This is a genomic window from Marinilabiliales bacterium (genome assembly GCA_007695015.1).
Taxonomy (GTDB): Bacteria; Bacteroidota; Bacteroidia; order Bacteroidales; family PUMT01; genus PXAP01.
Map to the genome: position 1 here is coordinate 21,527 of REEN01000043.1, position 21,112 is coordinate 42,638.

General features: G+C 44.2%; 16 protein-coding genes and 1 pseudogene. 14 read left to right on the top strand and 3 right to left on the bottom strand.

Annotated features, from left to right (window positions below):
• The first annotated feature begins 4 nt into the window (after positions 1-4).
• From EA408_04130 to EA408_04195, 14 genes and pseudogenes are all read left to right on the top strand, one after another.
• The gene (locus EA408_04130) at positions 5-2,800 is read left to right on the top strand and encodes a hypothetical protein (GenBank protein TVR73741.1); all 2,796 of its coding nucleotides are present in this window, start codon (positions 5-7) and stop codon (positions 2,798-2,800) included.
• Positions 2,801-3,046: 246 nt separating this feature from the next.
• Entirely contained in the window at positions 3,047-6,064 is a 3,018-nt protein-coding gene (locus EA408_04135) for a SusC/RagA family TonB-linked outer membrane protein (GenBank protein ID TVR73742.1), read from the top strand.
• 4 nt (positions 6,065-6,068) lie between these two features.
• Entirely contained in the window at positions 6,069-7,526 is a 1,458-nt protein-coding gene (locus tag EA408_04140) for a RagB/SusD family nutrient uptake outer membrane protein (GenBank protein ID TVR73743.1), read from the top strand.
• A 30-nt stretch (positions 7,527-7,556) separates the two neighbouring features.
• Positions 7,557-8,933, top strand: coding sequence for a beta-glucosidase (locus EA408_04145; protein TVR73744.1), 1,377 nt, complete (start codon positions 7,557-7,559; stop codon positions 8,931-8,933).
• A 52-nt stretch (positions 8,934-8,985) separates the two neighbouring features.
• Positions 8,986-9,837, top strand: coding sequence for a LamG domain-containing protein (locus EA408_04150; GenBank protein TVR73745.1), 852 nt, complete (start codon positions 8,986-8,988; stop codon positions 9,835-9,837).
• An 89-nt stretch (positions 9,838-9,926) separates the two neighbouring features.
• Positions 9,927-11,246 (top strand): beta-glucosidase, encoded by a 1,320-nt coding sequence (locus EA408_04155; protein TVR73746.1) that lies wholly within the window; start codon positions 9,927-9,929, stop codon positions 11,244-11,246.
• 177 nt (positions 11,247-11,423) lie between these two features.
• Positions 11,424-12,227, top strand: a complete 804-nt coding sequence (locus EA408_04160) for an SDR family NAD(P)-dependent oxidoreductase (GenBank protein ID TVR73747.1) — start codon at positions 11,424-11,426, stop codon at positions 12,225-12,227.
• Between the two features lie 204 nt (positions 12,228-12,431).
• Positions 12,432-13,404, top strand: a pseudogene (locus tag EA408_04165) (efflux RND transporter permease subunit).
• 87 nt (positions 13,405-13,491) lie between these two features.
• Positions 13,492-13,746, top strand: a complete 255-nt coding sequence (locus EA408_04170) for a type II toxin-antitoxin system prevent-host-death family antitoxin (protein ID TVR73748.1) — start codon at positions 13,492-13,494, stop codon at positions 13,744-13,746.
• Entirely contained in the window at positions 13,743-14,009 is a 267-nt protein-coding gene (locus tag EA408_04175) for a Txe/YoeB family addiction module toxin (GenBank protein TVR73749.1), read from the top strand. Before EA408_04170 ends, EA408_04175 begins: the two co-directional genes overlap by 4 nt.
• A gap of 234 nt (positions 14,010-14,243) precedes the next feature.
• Positions 14,244-14,594 carry an ArsR family transcriptional regulator gene (locus tag EA408_04180; GenBank protein ID TVR73750.1) on the top strand — a complete coding sequence of 117 codons (351 nt, stop codon included), beginning with the start codon at positions 14,244-14,246 and terminating at the stop codon, positions 14,592-14,594.
• 14 nt (positions 14,595-14,608) lie between these two features.
• A complete protein-coding gene (locus tag EA408_04185; protein TVR73751.1) occupies positions 14,609-15,034 on the top strand; it encodes an arsenate reductase ArsC in 426 nt (141 codons plus the stop codon).
• 99 nt (positions 15,035-15,133) lie between these two features.
• Positions 15,134-16,195: an arsenical-resistance protein gene (gene arsB, locus EA408_04190; GenBank protein ID TVR73752.1), complete on the top strand. Its 1,062-nt coding sequence runs from the start codon at positions 15,134-15,136 to the stop codon at positions 16,193-16,195.
• 176 nt (positions 16,196-16,371) lie between these two features.
• Positions 16,372-17,694, top strand: a complete 1,323-nt coding sequence (locus EA408_04195) for a hypothetical protein (GenBank protein TVR73753.1) — start codon at positions 16,372-16,374, stop codon at positions 17,692-17,694.
• 389 nt (positions 17,695-18,083) lie between these two features.
• Here EA408_04195 and EA408_04200 read toward each other — a convergent pair whose 3' ends face one another.
• The 3 genes from EA408_04200 to EA408_04210 all read right to left on the bottom strand — a co-directional run bounded on the left by EA408_04200 (position 18,084) and on the right by EA408_04210 (position 20,706).
• A complete protein-coding gene (locus EA408_04200; protein TVR73754.1) occupies positions 18,084-18,911 on the bottom strand; it encodes a nucleotidyl transferase AbiEii/AbiGii toxin family protein in 828 nt (275 codons plus the stop codon).
• Positions 18,908-19,720, bottom strand: a complete 813-nt coding sequence (locus EA408_04205) for a transcriptional regulator (protein TVR73755.1) — start codon at positions 19,718-19,720, stop codon at positions 18,908-18,910. Before EA408_04205 ends, EA408_04200 begins: the two co-directional genes overlap by 4 nt.
• 614 nt (positions 19,721-20,334) lie before the next feature.
• The gene (locus EA408_04210; protein TVR73756.1) at positions 20,335-20,706 is read right to left on the bottom strand and encodes a type II toxin-antitoxin system VapC family toxin; all 372 of its coding nucleotides are present in this window, start codon (positions 20,704-20,706) and stop codon (positions 20,335-20,337) included.
• Positions 20,707-21,112: the final 406 nt, after the last annotated feature.

The following is a 21,112-nucleotide window of genomic DNA, read 5'->3' on the forward strand; positions in this document are numbered from 1 at the left end:
GTCAATGGGAGCCATGAATTTCCTTCAACATATCCTGCCGGCGTTGATCCTTTCCTGGTATTCGGTTATTCCTGCCGTGGCTGATGATTTTGAAACACCCAGACTGATACCCTTTCTTGTAAGCGAGTTTGACCTGCACAACCAGAACTGGAGCATTGACCAGGATCCCTCCAGTTATTTTATCTACCTGGCCAATTCAGGCGGGCTTATTGAATACAACGGTATCAGGTTCAGAGAATATATTCTCGAGGACAACCTTCCTGTCAGATCGGTGGCGGTTGATTCTTCAGGCAGGATCTTTACAGGCTCTTTCGAGGAATTCGGTTTCTGGCAATATGACGGGAGCGGGCAGTTGACATACAACTCACTGACACATCTTACCGAAGTCGAAAGAAATGATGAGATATGGAAAATTTACATCCTTGGCGGGAAGGTATATTTCCAGTCGTTCACATCAGTTTACATATATGATAGCGGGAAGGTGGAAAAGATCCTTGCTCCCTATACAATGCTTTTCATGCACCTTCCGGGTGACCGGTTCATTGCCCAGATAATTGATGGCGGGCTCTACATGTTTGATGGTGAGGAATTTGAGTTTATTGAAAACAGCGGGATATTTGCCGGCAAGAAGGTGCATGCAATAATAGGCTATGATGATGAAAGATGGCTCGTATGCACCGGCAATGACGGCATCTACATTTATGACGGCAGTGATTTCAGTTATTTCAGATCTGAGGCCTCTGCTTTTCTGGAGAGGTATACATTCAATGCTGCCAGCCGGCTCAACGATTCGACATTTGCTTTTGGCAGTATCCTCAATGGGGTGATCATAACAGACAGGGATGGTAATATCCTGAGTGTCCATAACACCGATAACGGACTCGAAAACAATACGGTGCTTTCACTTTTTGCGGATGCTGACAATGGACTGTGGGTCGGTCTGGACCATGGGGTTAACTATATTGACCTCTGTTCGCCGTTCACTCATTACCAGAGCAGAAACGGCACGATGGGTACGATATATGCAATGCTGAAGCACGATAATTTCCTTTATATCGGCACCAATCACGGCCTTTTCAGGGCAGATATTCAGAGAAAGGGCCAGTTATGGAATTTTGACAATATTACATTTGTTCCGGGGAGTCACGGACAGGTATGGACGCTTGAAATATTTGACGGACAGATCCTGTGCGGCCATAATGACGGCACCTTCCTGGTGGATGACGGCCGCCTGCAAACTCTCTCGACAATAACAGGCGGGTGGTCACTAAAGCCATTCGGCGGTCATATCATCGCAGGCACCTATACAGGTATTATTTTCCTCGAAAGAGATCATATCGGAACCTGGCAGTACATGCACAAGGTTGAAAATTTCAATGAACCGACCAGGTATATTGAAACCGACTACCTTGGTTATGTCTGGGCATCACACCATCAAAGGGGCATATACAAGATAGAATTGTCGGGCGACCTTACTGAGGCTGTAAAGGTTGAGTATTTTCCGAGTATTTACGGTAAGGGTTTCAATATCAAGACATTTAAGATTAACAACAGGGTTGTGTTTGTCACTCCTGAGGATATATATACCTTTGACTTCGTAAGAAATCAGATCGTTCCCTTTGAAGCTCTGACGGAGCATCTGGGCGATTTCCGTTATGTTGCACAGATCAGTCAGCATAAGCCGAACCAATACTGGTTCATCAGGGACGACAAGCTTGCTCTTTTTGAAATCGGACTTGACTTTTCGACCCGCAAGCTGTTTGAGATACAGCATGAAAATATCAACCTCCCTCAGAGAGAAATCAGATTGTTACCTCTTGACGATAATTCTATAATTATTTCCAACCCTCACAGCTTTGATGTTTTTGATATATCGAAGCATGAAATGAAGACTGATGTTTCAAGGCTGGGTATTGATAAGCTGCTTTTCTACGGAAAGCGCGATACTGTTACTTTTTTCGAATTCTTCAGGGATGTTGCCGTGCCATGGAATGTTAACAATTTGGCGGTTCAATTTTCCGACCCTTCGCTGTTCGGGCGTACCTCAAAACCTTTCCGGTACCGGATCGCCGAACTTGACCCTACATGGCAGAATACAATTTCAGACCGGGTTGTTTTACCCGGTCTGAAACCCGGGAAATATACCCTTGAGCTGAAAGGCATTGGTGAGAATATTGTCGCCGTTCCTTTTACGGTAGGTAAACCATGGTACCATTCACACTTTGCGCTGATGGTTTATGCGATCATAGTGGCATTATTAGCCTGGTCGCTCAGGAAATTCTTCAGCTATGAAATAAGCCGGCATAAAGAACTTACAGCCATGGAGATGAGGCAGAGGTCACTGGAGAAGGAGCTCAATTACAAGAGTTATGAACTGATGCTTACAATGAGGCATCTGCTGCTGAAAGACAGCATCCTGAAGGACTTGCAGGAGCAGATACTGGCCATCAAAGAGGAGTCTTCAAAATATCCTGTCAAATCTATTAACAAGATGGAACAGGTTATCAATAAAGGTTTGGGGGTTCAGAGTTCAGAGTGGGAAAATGCAATGAATACACTGAAACTCACCCAGCAGGGATTCTTTAAGTCGCTCAAGAAGAGGTATCCCCAGCTTACACCCAATGACCTGAGGTTGTGTTCATACCTGAGGATGAACTTCAATACAAAAGAGATTGCCCAGCTTCTCAATATTTCAACAAGAAGCGTTGAGATAAGCAGGCACAGGTTGCGGAAAAAGCTTAAACTCAGTCAGGATGAGAATCTGTTCGAGTTTCTGATGAAAGCGGAACCCGAAAAGTGAAAAGTAACTTATTTCCGGTTTAAGGTGCAGCAACACAGCTTTTTGATATCGTCGGTGAAAGTAATGATGAGGTTCACTCAGTTGCTGAATTGCGGACTGTGAAAACTAAATGACTCGCATAATTTGACATTCGGCCCAATTTGACCGAAATTTCCTTTCAAAACAGGCATATGCAATTCGAATTTCCGGCATGAGCCTTAGCCATTAGAAAATAATTATCTCTTTTATTCTCAAAAGCCCTGCATTATGAAGTATAAGATCCTTTTTCTTCTCTTTCTTTTTTGCACGGCGATATCTGGAATTTCCCAGGTAACAGTCCGGGGTACGGTTACAGATGCTGCTGACGGAACAACATTGCCGGGTGCCACGGTACTGGTCAGGGATACAGCAGAGGGAACACAAACCGGTATGGACGGAACGTACCAGATCACAGTTTCAGAAGATGCGGTCCTGGTTTTTTCATTTATCGGGATGGCATCTGCGGAGATACCCGTGGATGGCCAGACTGTTATTGATGTAGCTCTTGAACAGGAGATTGCATCTTTGCAGGAGGTTGTCTTTATAGGTTACGGCACAGGCACAAAGCAGGATCTCACCGCACCTGTAACCACTATCAGGTCTGAAGAGATATCCCGCCAGACAACCGTCAATCCGGCACAGGCACTTCAGGGCAAGGTTGCGGGGATGATGGTTACCAACTTCGGCGAACCCGGAAGTCAGCCCACAATCAGGATACGTGGGGTGAGTACCGTTTTTGCGGGAGGAGGGGGGCCCCTGTATGTTGTAGACGGGATAATTGTTAATAATATTAATTTCTTGAATAACAACGACATTGAGTCAATCACAGTCCTGAAGGATGCATCAGCAGGTGCAATTTATGGTGTACAGGCAGCCAACGGCGTGATACTGGTCACAACAAAGGAGGGTAGAGAGGGGCCAACGCGTGTTGATTTTTCAACATACACAGGCTTTCAGCAGGTTACCAACATTCTTGAGATGGCAGGTACAGAAGAGTATATTCAACTCCTGAACCAGAGGACAGGGCTGACCGGTGTGGGGAATTTCTTTGATCCCGGGGACTTCAGCGAGAGCACCGATTGGTACAATGAACTGACGCGGAACGCTTTGGTTTCAAGTCACGAATTAAGCATATCAGGCGGATCTGAGAATTCATCGTACAGCTACGGAATAGGCTACTTTTACCAGGACGGTATTCTTCATACTCATAATCCGGGGAATGCAAATAACTTCAACCGGTTAAATTTCCGGGCTAAAAATGAGTATCTCTTCAACAGGATCAAGATCGGGTATAACCTGATCTTCTCAAAGAACAACAGCACCCATGCATACAATTATTCGCTTTTCCAGGCATATGTTGCTCCCCCGGCTTTCCGGGCAAGAGATGACAGCTTTGACTGGACGGATCCGACGGCACTCGGGTTTTCGGGCCCTTTTGCGAACCCTCTCGCAAGTGCATATTATTATAATTCGGGAACTGATCTGTATAATATCATCCCCAGCACATGGCTGACTGTTGATATCCGGGAGAACCTCAAGCTTAGAAGCAATTTCAATGCAACTCTCGAATTTGGACAGCGCAAAAATTTCAATCCTACATATTATGTGTCGGGCTTGCAGAACAATAACACATCATCATTGAACAGGAACAACGATTTTAACAGGAATATCCAGTTTGACAATACCCTGGAATATACAAGGTTAATCAATAATCACAATATCAAACTGATGGCCGGATCATCGGTGCAGGAGTTCTTTTCCACATACCTGAGCGGCAATGCATTCAATGTGCCCGAGCTGTCAGATGAGACCCGGTATATATCGCTGGGTGATGATACCAACCGCAATGCCTCTGACGGTGGATTCAAAAGCAGGGTTTTGTCATTTTTTTCGCGCACCAGTTATAACTATGATTCCAGGTACCTGGTTACAGCTACTGTCCGGGCCGACGGATCTTCCAAGTATAATGAGAAATGGGGGGTGTTCCCTTCGATCGGGCTTGGATGGGTCATAAGCCAGGAAGATTTTATGGCCGGACAGGATTATTTTGATCACCTGAAGATACGTGCCAGCTGGGGCCAGTTGGGAAACAACAATGTGCCCGCCAATTCATCGGTTATTGTCGGCAGACCGGGACCTGGGACAACAGGAATTTTCGGTGGAGACAACCCTGTGCCCGGACTTACCTTTCAGACCGTTTTCAATAATTTCCTGGTCTGGGAAACGGTGGAAGAGCTGAATGCCGGTATTGAAGTTTTCTCATTTGGCGGAAGACTGAGCCTGGAAGCGGACTTTTACAACCGCATTACCAATAATGCCGTATTCTACGCACCCATACCCGGGGTTGCGGGTACCAGCAACCTGTTGGGCAACAACGGGAAGATCCGTAACCGCGGCATCGATTTTTCTCTCGGATGGAGCGATCATAACCGTTCGGGTGAACTGAGCTATTCATTCTCCGGGAATTTTTCAACTGTTGACAATGAGGTGCTGGAGATAGACAATGAATCGGGTGTCATTTTCGGGGCACTTACAAATGGTCAGTTCCTTACAAGGACGGTGGTTGGGCAGCCCGTCGGCGCATTTTACGGCTATAGGGTTGCCGGCGTGTTTCAGAGCCTGACGGAGATAGACAATTATACAAGCCCCAACGGAGTTATTCTGCAACCAGATGCCATACCCGGCGATTTCAGGTTTGAGAACGTTAACGGCGATGACCGGATCGATGATGCCGACCGTGTGATGCTGGGAAGTCCTATCCCAAAATTCCTTTTCGGGTTCACTGCCAACGCCGGGTTCCGGCAGTGGGACGCCTCTCTTGTTATCCAGGGAGTATCCGGGAACAAGCTTTATAATGCAAAAAGAGCCAACAGGAATATTTTTCCCGATGCCAACTATGACATGGACTTTTACAAAAACCACTGGTCGGGCTCCGGCTCTTCCGACACATACCCTTCAGCAGCACTTACGAGGAGAAATATCTTCCCAAATTCATTTTTTGTGGAGCCGGGAAGTTATATAAGGGTGAGAAGCATCCAGATAGGATATGCTTTGCCGGCGGATGTTATGTCAAATCTCAGGATCAATGATATGAGGGTGTACCTGAGCGCACAGAACCCGGTTACCTTTTTCAGGTATAACGGTTATACACCCGAGATAGGAGGATCACCCATTGCGACAGGTATTGACAATGATACTTATCCTCTGAGCGCTACCTACACACTGGGTCTTAATGTGAATTTTTAAAAACATGGCCATGCAAAAACTTCATATAAGAATAAAGGCGGCAGTTATATTATTGCTGATGATCTCAGTACCTCTTTTTACGGCCTGCGAAGATTTTCTGGATATACCCCTTGAGGCCCAGCTTCCCGTCGACTATGAAAAAGAGCCGACTGCAGAGGAAGGCTTCAGGTATGTAAGTGCCGTTTATGCCGGTTTAAGGAGCTGGGGAATAAGTGTATTCCCGTATATAGGGATGTTCGAAATTACCAGTGATGATGCAGACAAGGGCAGTACTCCCGATGATGCTCCTTCAATGATTGAGATGAACTCATTTACCTATGATCCTGCGAACGACCTGTTGCTTGGTTTCTGGAACGACCATTACAGGGTGATAGGCAATGCGAACTTTGCTGTCAATACGTTGAATGATCTTAATTTTGAAAATGATGACATAAGGGATGCCCTTGTAGCCGAGGCAAAATTCCTTCGGGCTTTTCTTTATCTGAGGCTGAACCTTGCCTTCGGTGGGGTTCCTCTTGTCGAAACCACCCTTACGGCCGAAGAGTTTGCACAGATACCGCGATCTCCGGTAAATGCGGTGTATGATTTCATTGAAGGCGACCTGCTTTTTGCCATTGACCACCTCCCTTCTGCCTATTCATTAAATGAAGCAGGCAGGGCTACCAGCGGAGCTGCCAGGGCATTGCTGGCGCGGGCATACATGTACCAGGAGCGTTGGCCGGAAGTAAGGGGGCAGACTGATGAGATCATATTATCAAACAGTTATGCTCTTTACAGGGATTTCTACCAGTTATTCAGGGTAGTAGGACAGAACTCTTCTGAATCGGTTTTTGAATTGCAGCTTACGTCAAGGGACCAGGGCAGGTACAGGTGCGAATACGGTTTTGTGCAGGGTCCTAGAAACAACTTCTCCAGGTTGCAGGGCTGGGGTTTCAACGTGCCTTCGGCAAGGCTGATAGATTTCTTTGACAGCAGGGGTGATGAAATCCGCAAGTTTGCCACTGTCCTGCCCAGAGGTTCACGAACGCCTGCCGGCGATTCCATAAGTGCAAACTGCCCCAACCCATATTACAACAATAAGGTCTATACCGAACTTAAATATAATACGATTGATTATGCTCTCGATCACAATATAAGGTATATCCGTTATGCTGAGGTGCTTCTTATGAATTCTGAAGCAGCCCTGCATACCGGGGAAGATGCAGCCACACCCCTGAACCTTGTAAGGGAGAGGGCAGGCCTTGAGCCAATAGATGCTCCCACCCCGGAGGATGTGTGGGATGAGAGGAGGGCTGAATTTGCACTGGAAAAACATCGCTTTTTTGACCTGGTTAGGACAGGAAGGGCACCGGAGGTTCTCGGTCCCCGCGGATTCCAGTCCGGCAGAAATGAGGTGTTCCCCATACCCCAGTCACAGATCGACCTGAGTGACGGTGTGCTGGTTCAGAATCCGGGGTACTAGCGTATTGTAAGGTTATTATAAAATAACATAATGATCATCAGATCTGATATTTACGCGTTTATTCTTCTTTTCTTCCTTGTTTCCTGCGGAAGAGAGCATGATGATGATATCCCGGGTGAAAACGGCAATAACGATAACGACGTATCAGAGGTTTGTCCGCCGCTTTCCAGGGTCATCGCGGAGGAGATGCCCCTGGATGAACTGCTTGATAAGGTGCAGATGCAAACACTGAAATATTTCTGGGATTTTGCCGAGCCGGTATCCGGTATGGCGCGCGAACGAAACACGTCGGGGAACCTTGTTACAACCGGAGGAACCGGTTTTGGCATAATGGCCATGATAGCGGGTGCCGAACGGGAATTCATAGGGAGGGAAGATGTGCTTGAAAGGGTGCTGAAAATCGGCAATTTCCTTTTTAATGCGGAGCGTTACCATGGCGCCTGGGCACACTGGATAGACGGAACAACCGGCAAAACGATCCCCTTCAGCGAGAAAGACAACGGTGGCGACCTGGTTGAAACAGCCTTTCTTGTGCAGGGGCTTTTATCGGCCAGGGAGTATTTTGACGGTGAAACGCCTTTGGAAGATTCTCTCAGGGCCCTTATTGATACCTTATGGCATGGTGTTGACTGGCAGTGGTACACCCGCGGGGAGAATGTTCTCTACTGGCACTGGTCGCCCGAATACGAATTTGAGATCAACCTGCCGGTGCGCGGCTGGAATGAGGCGCTGATCGTCTATATACTGGCTGCCGCCTCGCCCACTTATCCTGTATCACCGGAGGTTTACCATCATGGATGGGCGCGTAACGGCGATATTGTCAACGGAAGGAACTTTTACAACATCCGGCTTCCGCTGGGAGTTGATTTTGGAGGCCCGCTCTTTTTCGCCCATTACTCTTTTATGGGGCTTGATCCGCGCGGGTTAAATGACAGTTATGCGGACTACTGGGAGCAGAACCGCAGCCACAGCCTTATCAACCACAGGTATTGTATTGCAAATCCAAAAAATTTCTGCCACTACAGCGACTCATTATGGGGCATTACCGCCAGTGATGATCCTGAGGTTGGTTACCAGGCCCATGCCCCCTTTGGTAACCATGGCACAGACAATGGTACGATTGCTCCCACTGCGGCTCTTTCATCAATGCCATATACACCTGAGGAGAGCAGGAAGGCGCTGAACACTTTCTATTACTATCTGTACGATGATCTGTGGGGCAATTACGGGTTCAGGGATGCCTTCAATTTTGAGCATGAATGGTTTGCCGGCAGTTACCTGGCAATTGACCAGGGCCCCATTGTTGTAATGATCGAGAATTACCGGAGCGGCCTCCTTTGGGATGTGTTCATGAGAAATGAACATATTCATAGGGGACTTGATGCTCTCGGCTTTTACTATGACTGAAGTTTTTGACAATTATATTATTAACTAAATCTATCAACTAAAACCTGCTATTATGAAAAACCTGAGATTATTATTGTGGATTTTTCTGGCAGTAGCTGTTTCATTTGCAGCCTGCTCAAAAGAAGACGATGACGTTGATCCTGAAAATGGTGATAACGGTAATGGAAACGGGGAGATGCCTACTTCTGCCGATACGGTAGCTGTTGACAACCGGGTTGCTTTTTTCCGGTTTAACGGGAATGAAGATGATGAAGACGGTAATACAACAATCGGGGCAAATGTTCAATATACATTTGACCGTCACGGCAGGGAAAACTCAGCTTACAAGGGAACAGCAACATCAGGCATCATGATTACAGACCCTGATGAACTGAGAGTAAGCAGTATTACAGTAAGCATGTGGCTCCGTGCCCAGCAGATGGCCGGCGGAACCAACTTTATCCTCTCATTCATCGACCCGGAAATGGACTGGAACGCCGGTTATGCCATATGGCAGGAAGGAAGCGAGAGAGGCGACACCCTTCGTTACAAGGCTGTTACCCGTCATCATGATTCAGATGTTTTTGCGTGGACCGACACCGACCATGGAGTTCTCAGGGATGTTCTGTTTCCCAGTTCGAGATGGTATCATTTCGTGTATGCATATAACGGAGAAAACAGTATTAGGGAAATGTATATAAACGGTCAACAGATATCCAGGGATACACTGATTGCCGGCGACACCCCGATGGGGCCTATAACGGTACCTGAAAGTGCTTCAATATTTTATATCGGAAGGAATCCCAATACGGCACACGAATGGATCGGTAATTATACAGGAGACCTGGATGATCTGAGGATATTCAACGTGGCACTGACGGAAGAGCAGGTCGGACGTATATATGAAGCTGAAAAGCCTGAATAGTTAAGTTATGCAGTCCGGGTCCCCTTCAGGGAAAGACCCGGGCTTGCTCTTTTTAATGTACTTATAAACAATGACATAATAATACTTTTATGTTCAAGCCAGGAGTAAATGACATCATTATTAAGGCTGCTTTCTTATTCGCGTTGATATTAACCGGGTGCGGTGATACGTTAAGGACCGGAGCCCTGACAGATGAAGCACTGCTTGATAAGGTCCAGGAGCAGACCCTGAGATACTTCACCGATTTTGCTCATCCCGAAAGTGGCATGGCTGTTGAAAGAAGTGATGAAAGGCACTATTCCAACGATGTTGTCACGACCGGGGGAACCGGTTTCGGCATTATGGCTGTTATCGCTGGAGTTGAGCGCGGATTCGTCAGCCGGGAGGATGCCCTGGAACAACTGACCAGGATCGTCGGCTTCCTGGAGCGGAGTGAACGCTATCATGGAGCCTGGTCACACTGGTACTACGGATCTACCGGCAAAACCCGTCCCTTCAGTGAAAAGGACAACGGTGGCGACATTGTTGAAACGGCTTTCCTTTTGCAGGGACTGCTGACGGCACGGGAGTATTTCGACGGAAACAGTCCCGGTGAAATAACCCTGCGCGAGACAATCACCCGGTTGTGGCACGATGTGAACTGGCAATGGTACACAAACGGACAGAACCGGCTATACTGGCACTGGTCGCCCGATTACCACTGGGAAATGGATCATCCTGTCAGAGGGTATGACGAATGTCTGATAGTTTACATATTGGCTGCATCATCTCCCACCTACCCTGTATCTCCGGAGGTGTATCACCGGGGATGGAAAGAGGGTGAGCATTATCTTAACGGCAATACCTATTACGGGATCACCCTCCCCCTGGGATTTCCTTACGGGGGCCCGTTGTTTTTCAGCCACTACTCATTTCTCGGTCTTGACCCGCGTGGATTGCATGATTCGCATACAAGCTACTGGGAACAGAACCGGAACCATACACTGATAAATTACCGGCATTGTGTCGAAAACCCCAACGGCTTTAAGGGGTACTCGGACAGGTGCTGGGGTCTCACGGCCAGCGATAACCACCTGGGTTATTCTGCGCACAGTCCCACCAACGACCTGGGAGTGATTACACCCACTGCCGCCCTTTCATCATTCCCTTATACCCCCGAAGAGTCGATGAAGGCGCTTCGTTTTTTTTACGATGAGCTGGGAGAGAGGCTTTTCGGCGAATATGGTTTTTATGATGCCTTTTCGATCCATCATGACTGGTACGCCGATAATTACCTGGCAATAGACCAGGGACCGATAGTGGTGATGATTGAAAATTACCGTTCAGGCCTGTTGTGGGAACTCTTTATGAGAAACCCGGAAATACATAGCGGACTTAGGTCCCTGGGTTTTTTTTACAACCACGATTGAAAGCCTCTGTTCCTCTTCGGCATTAACACCAGGCCTGGTAAAAAAGATATTAACCAAAGTTGGAATGCATCAGGCAAAAAAGCGGTAAAGCCGGTTTGCTGTAAATGTATTTTTTTGCAGGAAACTATTAAAATGGTTTTACCATGGTTGAAATCAGTTCATAATTAAATTGTATATTTGATACTGATGACCAGTCAGACTTTCACTCTGATAACCGGGGGGAGCGCCGGCATTGGAAAGGCGTTTGCAATTGAATGTGCCAGACGCGGTCATAATCTTTTGCTGGTGGCGCTGCCCGGTCCCGAACTCGAGGAAACGGCAGATTATATCAGAAGTTCATACCCCGTAAAAGTGCATTCACTGGGCATTGACCTGACGCATTCCCAGTCACCACTAAATACATATAACTGGTGTATTGAGAACGGGTATAAAGTAAATATTTTGATAAACAACGCTGGTGTCGGCGGTACATCTGAGTTCGAATCTTCAAATGAAGAATATATTGATCAAACAATTCAACTGAATATCAGAGCGCTTGTATTGCTCTCCAGATACTTCATTCCTCTTTTAAAGGAAAATGAAGAATCATTTATTCTGAATGTCAGTAGTTTGTCAGCTTTTTTCACCATACCTTATAAAAGCGTATATGCTGCCTCAAAATCTTTCGTGCTGGCATTTTCCGATGCTCTGCAAATAGAGCTTGACAATACGACAGTGAAGGTTTGTGTGGTTTGCCCGGCTGGCGTCGATACCACTCCGGAAACTAATGAGCGTATTAAGGCCCATGGATTTTTCGGAAAGATTACGCAAATCAATTCTGAAAGGCTTGCCTGGTTCACCCTGAATAAAATGTTTAAGGGGAAAACGGTAATAATACCCAACAGGTTTAATATGTTTATCTGGTTTTTGAGCAAAATAGTTCCTGAACGGATAAAACGGTTGATTGTGCACCGTGAATTCAGGAAAGAATTTTGCTTTTAACAATAAAATTGCAGTGTTCAAAAACCGGAAAATGGTCCGTGTCAAGCCTTGATGGAGACAAAATACAGCCATACGTGATCAGAGTATTCTCTGTTCTTAGCCATTCCCATTCAGAACCGGGGATATTATAAACGATCTTCCCTTCTGTATTTTGCGGGCCGGCTGGGAAGTGAATTTCTCCCAAGCGTTGATGACGGCCGCATCATGATAAAAACCATACAGCCGACAGGGGTTTCCATTGCCAAAACCGATAGTCTTCTCGCAAGGATTGAGTCGGTTGTAAGAGATGATCCTTACGTGGATAAATATTTCACCCTTTCCGGGGGAAGGGTTTGGGGACTTATAACTTATGAGATTGCCGATGAGGGACAAATAGATATCGAGCTGGTTCCGCGTTCTGATCGCCCGTACAGCACCCGTGAGTATGTGGCCCAGCTTCGGCCGAAGGTAATGGAGTTTGCTCAGCCCGGTGTTCGTATTGTTGTTGCACAACAACGGATGAGGGGAATACGGCGGATGGGTGATTCAGAGGTTGAAGTGAAGGTGCGCGGTCTTGACATGGAGCGTCTCAATGAACTGGCAACCACCGTTACACAGCGGATGGGTGATATTGACGGACTGACCAATATCAGAATTGGCACTCAGATCAACAAACCTGAATACCAGATCCATCTTAACAGAGAAAGGATGGCAGACTTTGGTTTATCTGCCAGCAGGGTAGCCACTTCCGTACGAAGCCTGGTTGATGGCACAGTTGCCACCCATTTACGGGAATCGGGCGATATTAATTGGAGTCCCTTTTGCATTTGTAGGTGTTGTGGCAGCTTTGCTTATAACAGGATATCCCACCGGTGCCACAGTTTTGATCGGAGTGCTTATAATGATAGGAGGCATTGCCACACAGGGCGTGGTACTTATTTCGTTTATCAATCAATACCGTGCCGGAGGAATGAGTACCCGTGAAGCAATACTCACCGGTGCGCCCCTGCGTCTCAGGCCGATCCTGATGACCCAGGCAACTACCGTACTCGGACTCTTACCGCTTGCCCTGAATATAGGTGAAGGAGGCGATATGCTTCAACCGATGGCTATTGCTGTCATTGGCGGACTATTGTTTTCACTTTTTGTTACCCTGTTACTACTGCCCTGTCTATATTACATTTTTGAACGAAAATAAGTTTGTAATAATAGAAAATAATTGCTAAGAAGTTTGGATGTTACTATAAGAGTACTTAATTTTGTACTTATAAAAATACCTGTAGTTATGATAGCAGCTAATTTTACAGAATTTAGAACACATCTAAAGGATTATCTCGATAGTGTGGAGAATGACAAGGAGACTCTCATTATTAAGAGGAAAACAGGCAAGGGAGCAGTAATGATTTCACTTGAAGAGTATAACTCAATAATGGAGACATTACATCTTCTTAGTTCTCAAAAGAATGCTACCAGGTTATTTGAATCAATTGAACAAATAAAAAGTGGGAAGACATTCCAGAAGGAACTGATTGAAGAATGAAAAGAATCATTTTCTCAAAAAATGCATGGGAAGATTACACATCCTGGCAGACTCACGAAAAGAAGACATTAAAGAAGATTAATTCTCTAATTAAGGATATCCAGTCCTCACCATATGAAGGTATCGGGAAACCCGAACCCCTAAAGTACGACCTCGCCGGTCTATGGTCCAGACGAATTGACAGAGAGCACAGAATTGTATATAGTGTAGAAGAAGAAGATCTGTTTATCTATAGTTGCAGATACCACTATGACAATAAATAAAAAACATTGCATATATTCAATTTGTTATTTATATGCATCTTCCGCAAACCCTGAAACCAGATAATTTACTCCCGGTAACTATTTATATAAAAATAAGTGACGTAAAATTACGTCGCTTAAATTAAATGACGTATATTTGCGTCACAATAAGCCGGATTTATATTAATGTGGTTATCAGGAATATCTGTAAAACAAGTGAATTTAGATAAATTGGTTCTATAAAATAATGATAATATGGCAGCAACAAAGGTTTCATTGTTCGGAAAAGAACTTCAGGCCAGCGCCGCAATGTTCAAGGCACTCGGACACCCGGCCCGGCTGGCTATACTAAAATATCTTGCAGAGATAAAGACATGCATCAGCGGTGATATATCCGATGAGTTGCCTCTGAGCAGGACAACCGTGAACCAGCACCTGAAGGAGCTTAAAAAAGTTGGCCTGATCTCCGGTACAGTTGACGGGGTTAAAACAAATTATTGCCTTAATACGGCCACCGTGGACTTGCTGGAAAAAACACTCTCATCATTTATTGAGGAGATAAAAACTGATCCCGGAATTATAAAAACTGAAAATGATTGTTGTTGATAATTTAAAATAAGATGAAGATACTTATCCTTTGCACCGGAAATTCATGCCGCAGCCAGATGGCACACGGATTTATGGAATCATTTGATAACAGGTTGATTGTACGCTCTGCCGGAACGGAAGCTTCAGGACAGCTTAATAAGAAGGCTGTTGAAGTGATGAAAGATATTGGCATCGATATAAGTCACCACACTTCCGACCCTGTGGATAAATACCTGGGAGATGAATGGGACTATGTCATAACAGTATGCGGAGGGGCTAATGAAAACTGCCCGGTATTTACGGGTAATGTAAAAAAACGTCTCCATATAGGCTTTGACGACCCCTCCCATGTTACCGGAACTGAAGAATATATTCACAGCGAATTTATCCGTGTCAGGAATGAGATAAAGGAAGGCTTTTTCAAACTGTATAAAGAAGAAATTAAACCTCAATTATAGGATGCACATGGAACCGGATAACAGTTTTTTTACTGGCCATAAGCGTCGGTAAAACAGTGTGTTTATAATAGTAATGTTAATCTGAAAAATTGTATTGCCATGACAAATAGTTACGAAAAGGTAACGATACCCGATAAACCAAAAAAAACCATCGGACTTTTTGAAAAGTACCTTACAATCTGGGTTGCTCTCGGAATTCTTGCAGGTATTCTGATAGGTCATATTGCCGGCGACAGCATTGAAATAATAAGCAGCATGGAGATAGCAAGGGTGAATATACCGGTTGCCATTCTTATCTGGCTGATGATTTACCCCATGATGCTCCAGATAGATTTTTCAAGTATCAGGAATATCAGAAAAAGGCCCAGGGGAATAGTGTGGACCGTAATAATTAACTGGCTGATAAAACCCTTTACCATGGCGTTTTTTGCGTGGATATTTTTCACCAAGGTTTATGCTGCGTGGATTGATCCGGCCTTAGCCGGGGAATATATTGCCGGCGCCATTATTCTGGGTGCAGCCCCCTGTACCGCCATGGTATTTGTATGGTCCTACCTTTCCGATGGAGACCCGAATTACACTCTTGTACAGGTCTCCGTAAACAATTTGATCATCCTTGTGGCATTTATTCCCATCGTTGGCTTGTTACTTGGAATAACAGATGTGATCATTCCTTATGACACACTGGTCGCCAGTGTAGTGATCTTCGTGGTTGTTCCTCTTGTTGCCGGGGTTATCACCCAGCGGATCCTTATGAAATCAAAGGGAGAAGAGTGGTTTAAGAAAGAATTCCTTCCCAGGTTAAAGCCGGTAAGCATTATAGCCCTTTTGATAACTCTTGTTCTGTTGTTTGCATTCCAGGGACAGAATATCCTGAACAATCCGCTGATAATTTTGCTTGCTGCCGTGCCGCTCGTGATACAGACCTACTTTATCTTTTTTATTGCCTGGTACGGCGGAAAAAAACTGAAGCTTCCACATGCCGTTTGTGCACCTGCAGCCATGATAGGCGCCAGTAATTTCTTTGAACTGGCAGTTGCCGTGGCTATTGCCCTGTTCGGACTGCAATCACCCGCTGCGCTGGTTACGGTTGTAGGGGTACTTGTTGAAGTGCCTGTCATGCTTTCACTTGTTGCCTTTGCCAACAGGAAGAAGTTTTGAGCTAATTGATGATTTCCCGGACAATAAATTTATAAGCAATATTGGATCCCTGGACATTTCTGAAGTCATTTTCTGACCTTTCAAGGTCCTGAATATTATTTCAGTATTTATTTTGTAATTGTTGAAACTTTTTCAATACTTGTTCGTTATTTTGCGAACAATTATAAGATTTTATTATGGATTGGAAAGTTGAAGTTAAAAAGCTTTGGTGGATAGGCTTCTTTTTTCTGCTTGCATATTATATGCCACTTGAAAGTGCCCGTTTCCAGGAAGCTGTTGCTGCTACTCTCGACCTGGTTCGCTGGTACGCACAAGAGCATGTTATTCTATGCCTTATCCCGGCGTTTTTTATTGCCGGGGTTATAGCGGTTTTTGTAAGTCAGGGGTCAGTATTGAAATATTTCGGTGCCCGGGCAAATAAATACCTGGCCTATTCTGTTGCATCTGTATCGGGAACTATACTTGCAGTATGCTCCTGTACAATTTTACCACTGTTTTCAAGCATTCACAAAAGAGGTGCCGGACTGGGCCCTGCGGTTGCGTTCCTTTATTCCGGACCAGCTATAAATATACTTGCGATCATTCTTACAGCCCGTATACTGGGCTGGGAACTGGGAGTTGCCAGGGTGGTCGGAGCTGTTATATTTGCTATTGTTATCGGGCTATTGATGGCGTTTTTTTTCAGGAAAGAAGAGAAGGAAAAGGAGGAAGCTCAGATGAATATTGCTGCTCCCCCGGAAAAGCGTCCTCTCTGGCAGACTTCGCTCCATTTTTTCACCCTGGTGCTGATCCTCGTGTTCGCCAACTGGGGAGCGCCGGAGGGCGGAGTTGAGAGCGGAGGATGGTATTTCATCTGGTCGAATAAATGGTATATAACAGGGTTGCTCGGACTGGTTCTGGCATATTCACTTATAAGGGTTCTGAAAATAGCCTGGTGGAAAGTTGCTGCATCTGCTTTGGCCGTAGTGATTTCATCACTTGTTTTCCCGGGACCGATGGTGCCGTTTCTTGTAGCTATAGCTGCCCTGGCTGTCATTACATTAACCAGTGATGAAGAAAACCGGGAATGGACCCTTTCGTCATGGGACTTTGCCAAGCAGATCATGCCCCTTCTTGCGCTTGGTGTTATTATTGCCGGCTTCCTGCTTGGTTCGACTCATGGCGACACGGCAATTGCCGGTATTATTCCCGACCACTGGATAAGTACCCTTGTCGGCGGAAATTCATTGTGGAGTAATCTTTTTGCTTCAGTAGTCGGCGCTTTTATGTATTTTGCAACCCTCACAGAGGTGCCTATCCTTCAGGGCCTGATCGGGTCAGGAATGGGACAGGGACCGGCTCTGGCGCTGCTACTTGCAGGACCGTCACTTTCATTACCCAATATGCTGGTAATCCATAGTGTGATGGGAACCAGAAAGACTTCGGTTTTCGTGGGACTGGTGATAGTAATGGCAACACTCAGCGGATTGATATATGGTTCTATAGTATCAACCGGATAATACTCTCAAAAAAAGACAACCTGCCAAATCAGCCGTCAGGATAAAGGGGAACCTCAGACCATCGGGCTATTTTTTCAACAAAACGGCGGACACGGTTGACACGGCGGACACCGCCGTCAATTTTTTCCCGCTTTCAGCGGGATTTTCGGGGGGAGCTTTTTTTACTTGCAGGAAAATAGTTTTTTGGCGGAAAAGAAATATGACAAAAAACTATGTGTTGAGGGCATTTATATTTGAGCCAAATTTGAGCCCATTGTGAGCCAACTATGAGCCCACTCCTTATCCAGCAATATGCCGGGATTCCATAAGGATAATCTCTCGTTATAAACGCTGAGTTGGATAGAAGAGCCTTTGTAATACTTGTGAACAGTGGCATTCAGACCGATTTATTATTTACATTTTTCAAATTTTCTCAATTGCTTGTTGAAATCCCTCCACACATCTTTAAAGTTTCGCAGATCTTTAATCTGATGACTTAGATTCTTTGTCCATGCTTTCTCAAAAATTTTCTCCTTAGCAATCACTTTTTGAACAAATTCTTTGGAATCATGACCTTTATGTTCTGCTTTCAGTTGAAATTCGATAAATACATCCTGTAATTCAATGCCTTGTATATTTATTAAGTACTCAAAATCATATAAATCACGTGGTATTGTCCTTCCCATCAGGGCAACCATTTTTTCAATGACTATTTCCTCCAGACTATAACTTGTAATGGTTACCTCATCCTCTTCCTCAAGATCTGAGTAATTATTCACCATTGGTTTTTTCACAACTTCAAATTCAAGTTTTTCACCTCTCCCAATATCAGTCTTGATATGATAGCTTTTGCCTCCGAGCGGGCCGATATATTCAATGTAGAATTTAATGGATCCGGATTCATGAACTTCCTTTGAATCTTCAGTTATAGTCAGATCAATATTGGCAGCCTCTCTGATGTTTCCAAATACTTCATTAAATGCTTTGTAAATTTCTTCATCCGAAAGTGTTTTTTCCAATGATGGTTCAATCGTGAAGTCAATATCCTCAGAGTATCGGTAGTCCACGATAAAGATCTTTTTTATACAAGTTCCACCTTTAAAGATTAAAGCATCCTTTAAAATACCATGGCTATAAACACCCCATAATACCCAGGATATAATATAATCCTTTTCAATTTGCTGAGGTCTGACGCCTTCGCTATTTGCTATTTTCAAAATCTCCTGAGATTTGATCATGTGAATATTGAGTTTATAATAGTACTTATATCAATATTGATCTTCAAGCCGAATTTTGAGTCTTTCCGGCCTTGATTTGGACCGGTGGTATCGAGAACTGGAAAACTTGGACCAATTTCTTTTAACATTTCATCATAATGGTTTGTCCAGGTAAGACCGAGCAATTCCACAAGAAACAAGTATCTCTTCTTTGTGGCCTCGCTTGCATTACGGTTTAAGTACTCAAGTAATTTCCGATAATCGATTTTTTCCTTTGTTTCATACAATGCTTTGCCAATTTCAACCAATCCACCACTTAAATGCGGGCGTGTCAAAGCATCAACAAATGTTTTCTCAAGATCACTGACCATTACTTTATTATGCTTGTCGATCCATATGTTTTTAAACCCAAAGAATCTTTTTTCTATGTGATATACAAATTGGAATTCAACTCCCCGGATTTTTTTTATGGAAGGTTTTATCTGTAGATCAGTTACGATAATCTCTTTCAGGCTTGGTTGGGTTATTAATCCATGTACCTGCATTGCTGAATAATATCCAATGTAATATTTTTTACCCCTCATTAAATATTTGGCAACAAGGTGCCAATCCGGAACATACTTTTGGGGATCAGCACTTGGAGGGACAATGTAATAAAGATTCCGGCTAAGTTTTATCAACATGCCCTTTTCAACCATCCCTGAAAGAACTCTCGAAAGATAAATTTTATTAACATCGGGATACTTAAACAACACATCCTGAAAAGTAAAACAATCCTGATCAGCACCAGAAAACCTTTTAATAATGTCCCAACTAACTGTATTTCTCATCTTGCAGATATATATTATCCCGTTATTATACACTATTCAGCAATACAAAGATAATAAATGTTAAATAATTAACAATTATTATTCGGTTATTATATATAATATGATAATTCACAGATAGTAATTACCTGTAATAAATTCTGGTTTGATAAGTCATGAATTATCTCTGTGGAGAACCGGGTGGGGGTAGGAAAGTAAAGGACACCGACCAAAAAATGGAAGATGTCCTGTCATGTCGCAAACTTCTGAACGAAGTTCGAACTTTTTTTCAACAAAAAATTCACAGAGACAATTAGATATCAACATATTACAGATATTTATCAGGGACCACCCCACCCGTCGGGATGCGTTGGCCATCAATATTAACCGGGCGACGGGGCTGTTCGGCAGGTCGGCGGACACATCAGCCGTCAGGATAAACGGGAACCTCAGACCATCGGGCTAATTTTTCAACAAAACGGCAGACACAGTTGACACGGCGGATACCGTCGTCAATTTTTTCCCGCTTTCAGCGGGATTTTCGGGGGACGCTTTTTTCACTTGCAGGAAGATAGTTTTAACCAGTCTGGCGAAAAAAACTCATCTAATATTTAAAAAATCAGGGTTTACACCAATAACTAAAAATCCACAATGACCGAAATAATATCATCTATGGTTTTAAATCCTTTATCGGCCGTTATTAGCGGAATATTAAGATAATGAGCAGTGGCAGCAATAATGGCATCAGGTAATTTAAGGTTATTGGTTTTTCGAATGTTAATGGCAGTATCTTTTATACTTCTATTAATATCAATAATCTTACAATTACTTAAAAACCTCCTGATAGTCTGAATTTCTAATGTAGTATGGCCATCAAAAGAGAGTAATTCCATCTCTGTTATAAAGGAAACCCACAAATCCCTTTCGTAAAGTAGCTCATATACTCTTTCATTACCTTTAAAAAGGTAGATAAGGATATTGGTATCGACTAAGAGACTATTCCCACTCATCCCTTATTTCTTTCTGATATTGCAATGGATCAATATGCTGAAATTGAACTTTGCCCATGTACTTCCGCAGGTTGAATTTGCGTTTCTTTGCTGTAATTTTCTCAATCTCATTGTCAACCTGCGATCGGCTTACAGATTTTTTCACTTCTATTATTTTCCCCATGACGCTGTTGTTTACACAAATATAGTAAACATAAGACTAAATGAATAAGCTTTTTATTGCTTATCAAATAAAATATAATTTGTTTTTCATTGTAAAATCCCGGGTTTATTAAAAAGTAACCATAAATAAGCAGACTATAACAGGGGCTTAATATGATTCAAATCACAATTATGCCGATTATTGCATGAATAAGGAGTTCCTGATGCTCCAGGCCTATCCTGTTTCTCTTTACGCGCCGGTTGT